At 69.3% G+C, this 12,179-nt stretch carries 10 protein-coding genes and 1 tRNA gene; 2 read left to right on the top strand and 9 right to left on the bottom strand.

Translation table 11 applies throughout. The features are described from left to right. Window positions 1-17: 17 nt before the first annotated feature. Together P1P70_RS30530 and P1P70_RS30535 are read right to left on the bottom strand one after the other, a co-directional pair. The gene (locus tag P1P70_RS30530; protein ID WP_086799083.1) at window positions 18-695 is read right to left on the bottom strand and encodes a TetR/AcrR family transcriptional regulator; all 678 of its coding nucleotides are present in this window, start codon (window positions 693-695) and stop codon (window positions 18-20) included. After that, entirely contained in the window at window positions 692-1,723 is a 1,032-nt protein-coding gene (locus P1P70_RS30535) for an acyl-CoA desaturase (RefSeq protein ID WP_319243490.1), read from the bottom strand. Before P1P70_RS30535 ends, P1P70_RS30530 begins: the two co-directional genes overlap by 4 nt. A gap of 382 nt (window positions 1,724-2,105) precedes the next feature. On the opposite strand from P1P70_RS30535, the gene ppc reads away from it, so the two are divergent. Then, window positions 2,106-4,847 (top strand): phosphoenolpyruvate carboxylase, encoded by a 2,742-nt coding sequence (ppc, locus tag P1P70_RS30540; RefSeq protein WP_319243492.1) that lies wholly within the window; start codon window positions 2,106-2,108, stop codon window positions 4,845-4,847. A gap of 179 nt (window positions 4,848-5,026) precedes the next feature. Here the strand turns inward: ppc and P1P70_RS30545 are convergent, their stop codons facing one another. The 7 genes from P1P70_RS30545 to P1P70_RS30575 all read right to left on the bottom strand — a co-directional run bounded on the left by P1P70_RS30545 (window position 5,027) and on the right by P1P70_RS30575 (window position 10,754). Then, window positions 5,027-5,560 (bottom strand): hypothetical protein, encoded by a 534-nt coding sequence (locus P1P70_RS30545; RefSeq protein ID WP_413471580.1) that lies wholly within the window; start codon window positions 5,558-5,560, stop codon window positions 5,027-5,029. 78 nt (window positions 5,561-5,638) lie between these two features. Beyond that, the gene (gene pth, locus P1P70_RS30550) at window positions 5,639-6,241 is read right to left on the bottom strand and encodes an aminoacyl-tRNA hydrolase (protein WP_319243496.1); all 603 of its coding nucleotides are present in this window, start codon (window positions 6,239-6,241) and stop codon (window positions 5,639-5,641) included. 106 nt (window positions 6,242-6,347) lie between these two features. After that, window positions 6,348-6,941: a 50S ribosomal protein L25/general stress protein Ctc gene (locus P1P70_RS30555; protein ID WP_319243499.1), complete on the bottom strand. Its 594-nt coding sequence runs from the start codon at window positions 6,939-6,941 to the stop codon at window positions 6,348-6,350. Window positions 6,942-7,149: 208 nt separating this feature from the next. Beyond that, the gene (locus tag P1P70_RS30560) at window positions 7,150-8,124 is read right to left on the bottom strand and encodes a ribose-phosphate diphosphokinase (RefSeq protein WP_059079911.1); all 975 of its coding nucleotides are present in this window, start codon (window positions 8,122-8,124) and stop codon (window positions 7,150-7,152) included. Window positions 8,125-8,234: 110 nt separating this feature from the next. After that, window positions 8,235-9,683, bottom strand: coding sequence for a bifunctional UDP-N-acetylglucosamine diphosphorylase/glucosamine-1-phosphate N-acetyltransferase GlmU (gene glmU / locus P1P70_RS30565; RefSeq protein ID WP_319243501.1), 1,449 nt, complete (start codon window positions 9,681-9,683; stop codon window positions 8,235-8,237). 122 nt (window positions 9,684-9,805) lie between these two features. Further along, window positions 9,806-9,877 (bottom strand) — tRNA-Gln (locus P1P70_RS30570). Between the two features lie 10 nt (window positions 9,878-9,887). Beyond that, window positions 9,888-10,754 carry a hypothetical protein gene (locus tag P1P70_RS30575; protein ID WP_319243502.1) on the bottom strand — a complete coding sequence of 289 codons (867 nt, stop codon included), beginning with the start codon at window positions 10,752-10,754 and terminating at the stop codon, window positions 9,888-9,890. 168 nt (window positions 10,755-10,922) lie between these two features. On the opposite strand from P1P70_RS30575, the gene P1P70_RS30580 reads away from it, so the two are divergent. Continuing rightward, a partial coding sequence (locus P1P70_RS30580) for a sensor histidine kinase (RefSeq protein ID WP_319243504.1) occupies window positions 10,923-12,179 on the top strand: 1,257 nt, incomplete at its 3' end.

Below are 12,179 nucleotides of genomic sequence, written 5' to 3' on the forward strand. Positions count from 1 at the left end.
CCCCCGCACCCCCCGGCTCAAAACTTCCGGTGACCGATCAGCCGCGGCTTCTGGTTGAGCCCGTCCAAGCCGTGCCACGCCAGGTTCACCAGATGCGCCGCCACCTCCGCCTTCTTCGGCCGGCGGACATCCAGCCACCACTGGCCGGTCAGGGCGACCATGCCGACCAGCGCCTGCGCGTACAGCGGCGCGAGCTTCGGGTCGAAACCGCGGCTCTTGAACTCGCGGCCGAGAATGTCCTCCACCTGCGTGGCGATGTCGGAGATGAGGGACGCGAAGGAACCCGTGGACTGCGGGATCGGGGAGTCACGGACCAGGATGCGGAAACCGTCCGTGTGGTCCTCGATGAAGTCCAGCAGCGCGAACGCGGCCTGTTCGAGGAGTTCACGCGGGTGCCCGGCCGTCAGCGAGCTGGTCACCATGTCCAGCAGCCGGCTCATCTCACGGTCCACCACCACCGCGTACAGCCCCTCCTTGCCGCCGAAGTGCTCGTACACCACCGGCTTCGACACCCCGGCCTTCGCCGCGATCTCCTCCACCGACGTGGCCTCGAAGCCCTTGGCGGCGAACAGCGCGCGCCCGACCTCCAGCAGCTGCGCACGGCGCTCGGCGCCCGTCATCCGGGTGCGGCGAACACGCCGCGGCTTGTCATTGCTCGGGGTGCTGCTGGAGTCGGTCGCCACGGCGTCAATCATGCCGTCTCGGCGGGCGCCTTCCCGTGCTCGGAGGTGTCCTCACCCGTGTTACGCCTGGAATCGATACGCGAGCGTGACGGCCAGCGGACGTCGTACGCCCAGCCGAACACCTCGAACCACCGGATCAGCCGAGCGGAGGAGTCCAACTGGCCGCGCTCCACACCATGCCGGGCGGAGGTCGGGTCGGCGTGGTGGAGGTTGTGCCACGACTCGCCACAGGAGAGGACAGCCAGCCACCACACGTTGCCGGAGCGGTCGCGGGACTTGAAGGGACGCTTGCCGACCGCGTGGCAGATCGAGTTGATCGACCAGGTCACGTGGTGCAGCAGGGCCACCCGCACGAGGGAGCCCCAGAAGAACGCGGTGAACGCGCCCCACCAGGACATCGTCACCAGACCCCCGATCAGGGGCGGGAGGGCGAGGGAGAGCATCGTCCAGTAGATGAACTGGCGGGAGATCGCCCGCAGCGCGGGGTCCTTGATCAGGTCCGGGGCGTACTTCTCCTGCGAGGTCTGCTCCTCGTCGAACATCCAGCCGATGTGCGCCCACCACAGGCCCTTCATCAGCGCGGGGAGCGTCTCGCCGAACCGCCAAGGCGAGTGCGGGTCGCCCTCGGCGTCGGAGAACTTGTGGTGCTTGCGGTGGTCGGCCACCCAGCGCACCAGTGGGCCCTCGACGGCCATCGAACCGGCGATGGCCAGCGCGATCTTCAGCGGCCGCTTGGCCTTGAACGAACCGTGCGTGAAGTGTCGGTGGAAGCCGATCGTGATGCCGTGGCAGCCCAGGTAGTAGAAGAACACCAGCAGGCCGAGATCCAGCCAGCTGACGCCCCAGCCCCAGGCCAGCGGCACCGCCGCGAGGAGCGCGAGGAACGGGACGGTGATGAAGAGGAGCAGGGTGATCTGCTCGATCGAACGCTTCTGCTCGCCGCCCAGCGTGGCCGACGGCGCCGGGGAGCCGGTCGTGGCGGAGCCTGGAGAACCTGTCGCATTCGGTGCGTCTTCGATCACATCGGACCTTGAGCTCATGGGGCGTCCCCTGGGGGGTCGAGGGTGGAGAGAGAGGGGGGAGGGTGCCTGCGGCACAGCGTGCGGGGGGTACCTGTCGGCTTTCCCTACGGTTCCGTAACCTACGGCATCGTAAGTATGGCAGCGCGGTGCCGGGCGGCAAGAGCCACCTGTCTGCGCGTCCAGGTGTAACGGGCGGGCACGGTGGACAGGTGGCACTCAGTGCCGCAAAAGTGGCACCCGTCGCCGGAGGCGCCCTGGTGGACGCCTATCCTGGACTCGTTCGGACAGCGCGGTCCGCTCTGAATCCTGCCCGGCCGCCGCGCCACACCGCGGCCCAGACCGCCGGGCCCCCACCCGGGTTCCCCTCAGCCGAGCATCAACACTGCAAGGAGCCGCACCTGTGAGCAGTGCCGACGACCATGGCCACACCGTCACGACGGTTGGCGCCGAGCTGCGCGCCGACATCCGGCGCCTGGGTGACCTACTGGGCGAGACCCTCGTACGACAGGAGGGCCCCGAACTCCTGGATCTGGTCGAGCGCGTCCGCCGCCTGACCCGCGAGGACGGTGAAGCCGCCGCCGACCTGCTGCGCGGCACCGAACTGGAGACCGCGGCCAAGCTGGTCCGCGCCTTCTCCACCTACTTCCACCTGGCCAACGTCACCGAACAGGTGCACCGGGGCCGAGAGCTGAGGGCACGCCGTGCCGCCGAGGGCGGTCTCCTCGCCCGTACCGCCGATCGACTGAAGGACGCCGACCCCGAGCACCTGCGCGAGACGGTCGCCAACCTCAACGTCCGCCCCGTCTTCACCGCCCACCCCACCGAGGCCGCGCGCCGGTCCGTCCTCAACAAGCTCCGCCGCATCGCCGCGCTGCTGGAGACCCCCGTCATCGAGTCCGACCGCCGCCGCTACGACATCCGGCTGGCCGAGAACATCGACCTGGTGTGGCAGACGGACGAACTCCGCGTCGTCCGCCCCGAGCCCGCCGACGAGGCCCGCAACGCCATCTACTACCTCGACGAACTGCACGCGGGCGCCGTCGGCGACGTCCTGGAGGACCTCACCGCCGAGCTGGAGCGCGTCGGCGTAACCATCCCCGACGCCACCCGCCCCCTCACCTTCGGCACCTGGATCGGCGGCGACCGCGACGGCAACCCCAACGTCACCCCCCAGGTGACCTGGGACGTCCTCATCCTCCAGCACGAACACGGCATCAACGACGCCCTCGACCTCATCGACGAACTGCGCGGCTTCCTCTCCAACTCCATCCGCTACACGGGCGCCACCGAGGAACTGCTCACCTCGCTCCAGGCCGACCTGGAGGCGCTGCCCGAGATCAGCCCCCGCTACAAGCGCCTCAACGCCGAGGAGCCCTACCGGCTCAAGGCCACCTGCATCCGGCAGAAGCTGGAGAACACCAAGCAGCGCCTCGCCAAGGGCATCCCGCACGAGGACGGCCGCGACTACCTCGGCACCGCCGAACTGCTGCGCGACCTCACCCTCATCCAGACCTCCCTGCGCGAGCACCGCGGCGGCCTCTTCGCCGACGGCCGGATGAACCGCACCATCCGCACCCTCTCCGCCTTCGGCCTGCAGCTCGCCACCATGGACGTCCGCGAACACGCCGACGCCCACCACCACGCCCTCGGCCAGCTCTTCGACCGCCTCGGCGAGGAGTCCTGGCGCTACGAGGACATGCCCCGCGAGTACCGCCACAAGCTCCTCGCCCGTGAACTCCGGTCGAGGAGGCCCCTGGCTCCCACGCCCGCGCCCCTCGACGCCGCCGGCGCCAAGACCCTCGGCGTGTTCGAGACCGTCAAGAAGGCGCTCGCCGTCTTCGGCCCGGAGGTCATCGAGTCGTACATCATCTCGATGTGCCAGGGCGCCGACGACGTCTTCGCCGCCACCGTCCTCGCCCGCGAGGCCGGGCTCATCGACCTCCACGCCGGCTGGGCCAAGATCGGCATCGTCCCGCTGCTGGAGACGACCGACGAGCTCAAGGCCGCCGACACGATCCTGGAGGAGATGCTCGCCGATCCCTCCTACCGGCGGCTCGTCGCCCTGCGCGGAGACGTGCAGGAGGTCATGCTCGGCTACTCGGACTCGTCGAAGTTCGGCGGCATCACGACCTCGCAGTGGGAGATCCACCGGGCGCAGCGCCGACTGCGTGACGTTGCCCACCGGTACGGAGTGCGGTTGAGGCTGTTCCACGGCCGGGGAGGCACCGTCGGCCGTGGCGGCGGCCCGTCCCACGACGCGATCCTCGCGCAGCCCTGGGGCACGCTGGAGGGCGAGATCAAGGTGACCGAGCAGGGCGAGGTCATCTCCGACAAGTACCTCGTCCCCTCCCTGGCCAGGGAGAACCTGGAGCTGACGGTCGCCGCGACCCTCCAGGCGTCCGCTCTGCACACCGCGCCCCGCCAGTCCGAGGACGCCCTCGCCCGCTGGGACGCGGCCATGGACCTGGTCAGCGACGCCGCCCACGCCGCCTACCGCAAGCTCGTCGAAGACCCCGACCTGCCGACGTACTTCCTCGCCTCCACGCCGGTCGACCAGCTCGCCGACCTGCACCTGGGCTCGCGGCCCTCCCGCCGTCCCGGCTCGGGCGTCTCGCTCGACGGCCTGCGCGCCATCCCCTGGGTCTTCGGGTGGACCCAGTCACGGCAGATCGTGCCCGGCTGGTTCGGCGTCGGCTCCGGCCTGAAGGCGCTGCGCGAAGCGGGCCTGGACACCGTGCTCGACGAGATGCACGAGCAGTGGCACTTCTTCCGCAACTTCCTCTCCAACGTCGAGATGACGCTGGCCAAGACGGACCTGCGGATCGCCCAGCACTACGTCGACACGCTCGTCCCCGACGAGCTCAAGCACGTCTTCGACATGATCCGGGCGGAGCACGAGCTGACCGTCCGCGAGGTGCTGCGCGTCACCGGCGAGGACAAGCTGCTGGACGCCAACCCCGTCCTGCAGCAGACCTTCTCCATCCGCGACGCCTACCTCGACCCGATCTCGTACCTCCAGGTCGCCCTCCTGAAGCGCCAGCGGGACGCGGCGGCTGCGGGGGAGGCGGCTGATCCGCTGCTGGCGCGGGCGTTGCTGCTCACGGTGAACGGGGTGGCGGCGGGACTGCGCAACACGGGCTGATTCGTGGAGTTCGTTCGCGGCTGACGGTTCGGTGGGGGCTGGTCGCGCAGTTCCCCGCGCCCCTGAAAAGCAGGGGCTGCGCCCCGTGCTTTTCAGGCCCGCAGGGCCTGGGCCTTCAGGGGCGCGGGGAACTGCGTGAGAAGCCCCACCGGGCCGTCAGCCGAACACTCGCCGCAACGTCACAGCGCGACCCACGCCGCCGTGATCAGCGTCACGCCCAACCCGCCCAGCACCCACGCCGACCGCACCATCCGCAACCCCCCGGCCACGACCACCGCGGCGAGCAACAGCGCGCCGCCCAACGGCACCCACGCGTGCAGCAGACCCGCCGGGCCCGTCCGTACGACATCACTGCTGCCCGGCTTCACGACCACGGTGTACGTCCGGCCCGTCTCCACCGCCACGGACCGCTCGATGTCGACCCGCTCCCTGGACCGCGAACCCGTCGAGACCGGCTCGTACGGCCCCCAACAGGTCTCGCCCCGGCACTCGGACACGGTCAACGTGCCCTGCTCGCGCCCCTTGCTCAGCATCACGTGCTGGGCGCAGCCCCAGGACCCCCACACCCCGGCGATCAGGATCACCGCCGCGATCGCACCCATGGCCGCCAGCCGCCCGTACCGCAGCGCGGCCGACGCACCACCGCCGCCCGGGCGCGCACGGCGCCGCGAACGGTGTGAGGGGGCTTTGCTGTCGGGCATGGCGGGGATCATTGGCCATGGAACTGCGGTCGGTCAACTCCCGCAGGCCAGCGCGCGACGACGGACGAAACGGGATATGTGCGGAACAGGTCAGGAGTTGTACGTCCCCTGCGCCCGCTCCAACCCCTCGATCACCAGACACTCCACCGCGTCCGCCGCCCGGTCCACGAAGTAGTCCAACTCCTTGCGCTCCGTGGCGGAGAAGTCCTTCAGTACGAAGTCCGCGACCTGCATCCGACCCGGCGGACGACCGATCCCGAACCGCACCCGGTGGTAGTCCGACCCCATCGCCTTCGTCATCGACTTCAGCCCGTTGTGACCGTTGTCACCACCGCCGAGCTTCAGCCGCAGCGTGCCGTAGTCGATGTCCAACTCGTCATGAATCGCGACGATGTTCGCCACCGGCACCTTGTAGAAGTCCCGCAGCGCGGTCACCGGCCCGCCCGACAGGTTCATGTACGACATCGGCTTGGCCAGGATCACCCGACGGTTCCCCGGCCCCGGCGGCCCGATCCGCCCCTCGACGACCTGCGCCTGCGCCTTCCCGGCCCGCTTGAACCTCCCCCCGACCCGCTCGGCCAGCAGATCGGCCACTATGAACCCCACGTTGTGCCGGTTCGCCGCGTACTCGGGCCCGGGATTCCCGAGGCCGGCGATCAGCCAGGGGGCGCTCGGATCGGTCGTCACGTGCATGTCTCCTTGATACGCGGGCGGAAGCGCGGATACGCGAGCGGATACGCGCCAGCCGCCGCCCCCCGGAGGGAAGCAGCGGCTGACGAACCCCTGACAGAGCGGGGGCTCAGGCCTCCGCGGCCGCGTCACCCTCCGCGGACTCCTCCGACGGCTCCTCCGCCTGGGCGGCCAGGACCTGGAGGACGACGGTGTCGCCCTCGACGGCCAGCTTGGTGCCCGACGGCAGGGGGATGTCCTTGGCGAGGACGGAGTCACCGGCCGTCAGGCCCTCGACGGACACCGTGACGGACTCGGGGATGTGCGTGGCCTCGGCCTCGACCGGAAGCGCGTTCAGCACGTGCTCCAGCAGGTTGCCGCCGGGGGCCAGCTCACCCTCGGTGTGGACGAAGATCTCGACGTTGACCTTCTCGCCCCGCGTGACCAGCTGCAGGTCGACGTGCTCCAGGAAGCCCTTGATCGGGTCACGCTGCACCGACTTCGGGATCGCCAGCTCGCTGGTCTTGCCGTCGATGTCCAGGGAGATCAGGACGTTCGGCGTACGCAGCGCGAGCAGCAGCTCGTGGCCCGGAAGCGTCAGGTGGATCGGGTCGGAACCGTGACCGTACAGAACACCGGGAACCTTGGCGTCACGGCGGATACGGCGGGCGGCACCCTTGCCGAACTCGGTACGCGTCGACGCGGCGAGCTTCACCTCGGACATGATCACTCCTCGTAGAACTAGATGCGGACGTGGTCACCCGGCCACGAACGGCCTGCTACGAAGAGCGCGTCGATAACGGACAGCCGCACCACCGTCCTGAAACGGAAACGCGTACGGCCTCCCTCGCCGAGCAACTTCGGCAGTCTACTCGGAGAGGAAGGCCGTACCCAAAACGATCTACAAGGACCTACGACGATCTACAACGTCTCTACTGCTCGTCGAACAAGCTCGTCACCGAACCGTCCTCGAACACCTCACGCACCGCGCTCGCGATCGTCGGCGCGATCGACAGCACCGTGATCTTGTCCAGCTCCAGCTCGCTCGGCGTCGGCAGCGAGTTGGTGAACACGAACTCGCTCACCTTCGAGTTCTTCAACCGATCGGCGGCCGGACCCGACAGCACACCGTGCGTCGCCGTCACGATGACGTCCTCCGCGCCGTGCGCGAACAGCGCGTCCGCCGCCGCGCAGATGGTGCCACCGGTGTCGATCATGTCGTCCACCAGGACACACACCCGGCCCTTGACCTCACCCACGACCTCGTGGACGGTCACCTGGTTGGCCACGTCCTTGTCACGCCGCTTGTGCACGATGGCCAGCGGCGCACCGAGACGGTCGCACCAACGGTCCGCCACCCGCACGCGACCCGCGTCCGGCGAGACCACCGTGAGCTTGTCCCGGTCCACCTTCGCGCCCACGTAGTCCGCGAGCAGCGGCAGCGCGAACAGGTGGTCGACGGGCCCGTCGAAGAAGCCCTGGATCTGGTCCGTGTGCAGATCCACGGCCAGGATCCGGTCCGCACCCGCCGTCTTCATCAGATCCGCGATCAGACGCGCCGAGATCGGTTCACGACCACGGTGCTTCTTGTCCTGCCGCGCGTAACCGTAGAACGGCACGATGACGGTGATCGAGCGGGCCGACGCACGCTTCAGCGCGTCGATCATGATCAACTGCTCCATGACCCACTTGTTGATCGGAGCCGTGTGGCTCTGGATCAGGAAGCAGTCCGCACCTCGCGCCGACTCCTGGTAGCGGACATAGATCTCGCCGTTCGCGAAGTCGAAGGCCTTCGTCGGGACGACCCCGACACCCAGCTGCTGGGCGATCTCCTCGGCAAGCTCGGGGTGGGCGCGGCCGGAGAAGAACATCATCTTCTTCTCGCCGGTCGTCTTGATCCCGGTCACAGCACTGTCTCCTCAGAGGTTCTCAGCCGGGCACGCGGAAATCGCTGGCTCAGCTGGGGTGCGGGTGTGCACTTATCACGGTACGACGTCCTTGGCGCACCTGTTTCCAGTCAGCTTTCGCTCTCGCCCTCCCGGGAAGCCGCCTCGGCAGCCTTCGCCGACGCGCTCCCCGGACGCTTGCGCGCCACCCAACCCTCGATATTCCGCTGCTGGCCACGGGCCACGGCCAGCGAACCGGGCGGCACATCCTTCGTGATCACGGACCCGGCGGCGGTGTACGCACCGTCCCCGACCGTGACAGGCGCCACAAACATGTTGTCCGAGCCCGTCTTGCAGTGCGAGCCGACAGTCGTGTGGTGCTTGTTCTCACCGTCGTAGTTCACGAACACGCTCGCCGCACCGATGTTCGAGTACTCGCCGATCGTCGCGTCACCGACATAGGAGAGATGCGGGACCTTCGTCCCCTCCCCGATGGTGGCGTTCTTGGTCTCGACGTACGTGCCGATCTTCGACTTCAGCCCGAGCCGGGTGCCCGGACGCAGGTACGCGTACGGCCCCACGGTCGCCTGCGGCCCCACCTCGGCGCCGTCCGCCACGGTGTTGTCGAGGCGCGCGCCGGCCCCGACCGTGGTGTCCTTCAGCCGGCTGTTCGGGCCGACCTCCGCGCCCTCGGCGAGGTGCGTGGTGCCCAGGAGCTGGGTGCCCGGGTGGACGACGGCGTCCTGCTCGAACGTCACGGTGACGTCGACCCACGTGGTGGCGGGGTCGATCACGCTCACCCCGGCGAGCATGGCCTCGGTGAGCAGTCGGTCGTTCAGGATGCGGCGCGCCTCGGAGAGCTGCACGCGATTGTTGATCCCGGCGATCTCCCGGTGGTCACCGGCGACGGAGGCGCCCACCCGGTGGCCCGCCTCCCGCAGGATCCCGAGCACATCCGTCAGGTACTCCTCGCCCTGGCTGTTGTCGGTCCTGACCTTCCCGAGCGCGTCCGCGAGCAGCTGGCCGTCGAACGCGAAGACCCCCGAGTTGATCTCACGGATCGCGCGCTGCGACTCGGTGGCGTCCTTGTGCTCCACGATGGCCGTCACGGCACCGGAGGCGCCGTCCCGCACGATGCGGCCGTAGCCGGTGGCGTCCGGGACCTCGGCGGTCAGCACGGTCACGGCGTTGCCGTCGGCGGAGTGGGTGGCGGCGAGGGCCCGGAGGGTGGCGCCGGTGAGCAGCGGGGTGTCGCCGCAGACGACGACCACGGTGCCGTCGACGACGCCGCCCAGCTCCTCCAGGCCCATCCGTACGGCGTGCCCCGTGCCGTTCTGCTCCGCCTGGACGGCCGTACGTACGCCGGGGTCGACCTCGGCGAGGTGCGCGGTGACCTTCTCGCGGGCGTGTCCCACGACGACGACCAGGTTCTCGGGCTCCAACTCGCGCGCGGCGGCGAGCACGTGGCCGACCAGGGAGCGGCCACAGATGTTGTGCAGAACCTTGGGTGTGGCCGACTTCATACGGGTGCCCTCACCCGCTGCGAGTACGACGACGGCTGCCGGGCGGGTTGCGCTCACGGGGATGCCCTTCGGCTGTGGATGTGTGGGGTGTGGACATCCGCAGGATACCGGGGCGTTGCGAGGGGGAAATGTGAGCGGGTCCTGACCGTTCACTTGGTCAGGACCCTAGCTGCGTAGAGCTCCCCCGCCAGGACTCGAACCTGAAATACATTATCCAAAGTAATGTGTGTTGCCGATTACACCACGGGGGACTAAACCCGACTAGCCGGACATCCGGTCAGGCTGTCGGGTGGCTCCCAATACTATGCCGTACCAAGAGCCTTCGATGCGACGGTACAAGTCGGCCCCCTTCAGGACTTTGATCACGAGGCAGCCTCGGTAGGAGTCGCCGACGTTCTTGCGGACGGTCTTGGGGTTGTGCTTCTTGAGGGTCGTCTTGTTGAACGTCCCGGTGCCGACGAGTTCGGCCCAGTACTTCTCGGCGCCTGACACGTCTGCGGTCTCGTGGATCATCACGTTGAATCGCAGGCGCTCGCGATCTACCCCCAGTAGGTCGAGCCAGGCGAGGAAGACCTGGATCATGCCGGGGTCGCTGTTGACGAAGGTCACGTTCTCTCGGCGGTCGTACGGTTTGTCCTTGCTGCCCTCGGCCCAATAGAGGCCCACGCCTACCAGGAACAGTTCGCGCGGTGAGAGGTCGCCGATCGCTTGCTTGGCCGCCTCCTTGGTCTGCTGCCGTTCCTCATCGCGGACGCGGAGCTTCGCTTCCCAGCCCCGTCGGGCGATGGTTGCGGCCTCCTCGGGGGAGCGCCTGCGCTCCGGCTTCGGCAGATCCCGTACCCACAGTGAGATCGAGCTCTTCGAGCAGCCCAGTTCGACCTGGATCTGGTCGTACGTCCAGCCCTGGAGGCGGAGGGTGCGGGCCGTCGCTCGGAGGTCGTCCTTGGCGTTGGGGCGGTTGGTCCAGGCGGGTGGGGGCTCGCCTTCCAGGAGGCGGTTGAGGATGTCGTTGTTGTCGACGTGGAGGCGGTCGCGGATCTGGCGGCGGCTGAGGCCCTCGCGGCGCAAGGTGATCGCCCGCTCGCGCAGGGCCTCGAAGTCGGCGTACTTGCTGGGTGGATGTGCCATGGGCATACCGTCCGGACGGAATGCAGGGTTCCGGGGTCGAACGGTGGGCGATTCAGCAGTTCGAGGGAAAGGGGGTGGTTTCGCTTCTGTTCGAGGGTGGGGCGTGGTGTGGGCCACTACGGGAAACTCGCCGGAAAAGCGGGGGCGCTCGAACGTAGGCTTGGGTGTATGACCACGACGGGGGAAGACCACACCGCGGCCGGAACGGGGGAGAGGGCCGGACCGTGGTGGTGGGAGCGGTGGCGGAGTGCCGTCCTCGACGGCGGGCTGGCGCTGGTGTCGGCCGTGGAGTGTTCGATCGAGGGTGTCGAGTTCGCGCAGAACGCCGCGCTGCCGGAGGCCGTGGGGGTCGCCTTCGGTGCGCTCGCCGGTTCCGTGCTGCTGGTGCGGCGGATGTGGCCCGTCGCCGTCGTGCTGGTCTTCATCGCCGTCGCGCCCGCCCAGATGGGGTATCTGATGGGGCTCGTCGGGCTCTACACGCTGGCGGCGTCGGAGGCGCCGAGGCGGATCATCGGGGCGCTGTCGGGGATGGCGTTCGCCGGTGTGTTCATCGTGTGGTTCGTGGAGGCGACCCGCAGCAATCTGCAGGGGGACGGGGCCGTCGGCGGCGGGGACGCCTTCGCCGTGTTCCTCGCGTCGACGATGGCGATCGGGCTGACCGCGCCGCCGGTGCTGCTGGGGTTGTACGTCGGGGCGCGGCGGCGGCTGATGGAGAGTCTGCGGGAGCGGGCGGATTCGCTGGAGCGGGAGTTGCAGTTGCTCGCGGAGCGGGCGGAGGAGCGGGCCGAGTGGGCGCGGGGGGAGGAGCGGACCCGGATCGCGCGGGAGATGCATGACGTGGTGGCGCACCGGGTGTCGTTGATGGTCGTGCACGCGGCGGCGCTCCAGGCCGTGGCCCGGAAGGATCCGGAGAAGGCCGTGCGGAACGCGGCGCTGGTGGGGGACATGGGGCGCCAGGCGTTGACGGAGTTGCGGGAGATGCTCGGGGTCCTGCGGTCGGGGGAGGGGTTCTCGTCGATGGCGTCGGCGCGGCCGGAGGCCGTGTCCGCGCCCGTGCCGGTGCCTCTGGCGGCGGTGGGGGCCGCGGCCGCGGCGGCGGCTTCGCGGGCCGAGAGCGAGGTGGCGGAGGGGCCCTGTCTGGCCGAGCTGGAGGTGCTGGTGGGGCAGTCGGCGGCCGCGGGGATGGTGGTCGAGCTGTCGGTGGAGGGGGACGTGCGGGTGTATGCGGCCGAGGTGGAGCAGACGGCGTACCGGGTGGTGCAGGAGGCGTTGACGAACGTCCACAAGCACGCGGCGGGGGCGAAGACGCGGGTGCGGCTCGCGCATCGGTCGGCGGAGATCGCGATGCAGGTGGAGAACGGGCCGCCGCCGGAGCCGGGGGCGGCCCGTTCTCCACCTGCATCGCGATCTCCGCCGACCGATGCG

Source organism: Streptomyces sp. MB09-02B (assembly GCF_033794485.1).
Taxonomy (GTDB): Bacteria; Actinomycetota; Actinomycetes; order Streptomycetales; family Streptomycetaceae; genus Streptomyces.

What these genes read in the sequence shown, in the direction of transcription:
- P1P70_RS30535 (WP_319243490.1), bottom strand. Translation starts at nt 1,723, where the DNA reads ATGAGCTCAAGGTCCGATGTGATCGAAGACGCACCGAATGCGACAGGT.
- pth (WP_319243496.1), bottom strand. Translation starts at nt 6,241, where the DNA reads ATGCACGTGACGACCGATCCGAGCGCCCCCTGGCTGATCGCCGGCCTC.
- P1P70_RS30575 (WP_319243502.1), bottom strand. Translation starts at nt 10,754, where the DNA reads ATGGCACATCCACCCAGCAAGTACGCCGACTTCGAGGCCCTGCGCGAG.
- P1P70_RS30555 (WP_319243499.1), bottom strand. Translation starts at nt 6,941, where the DNA reads ATGTCCGAGGTGAAGCTCGCCGCGTCGACGCGTACCGAGTTCGGCAAG.
- P1P70_RS30545 (WP_413471580.1), bottom strand. Translation starts at nt 5,560, where the DNA reads ATGATCCCCGCCATGCCCGACAGCAAAGCCCCCTCACACCGTTCGCGG.
- P1P70_RS30530 (WP_086799083.1), bottom strand. Translation starts at nt 695, where the DNA reads ATGATTGACGCCGTGGCGACCGACTCCAGCAGCACCCCGAGCAATGAC.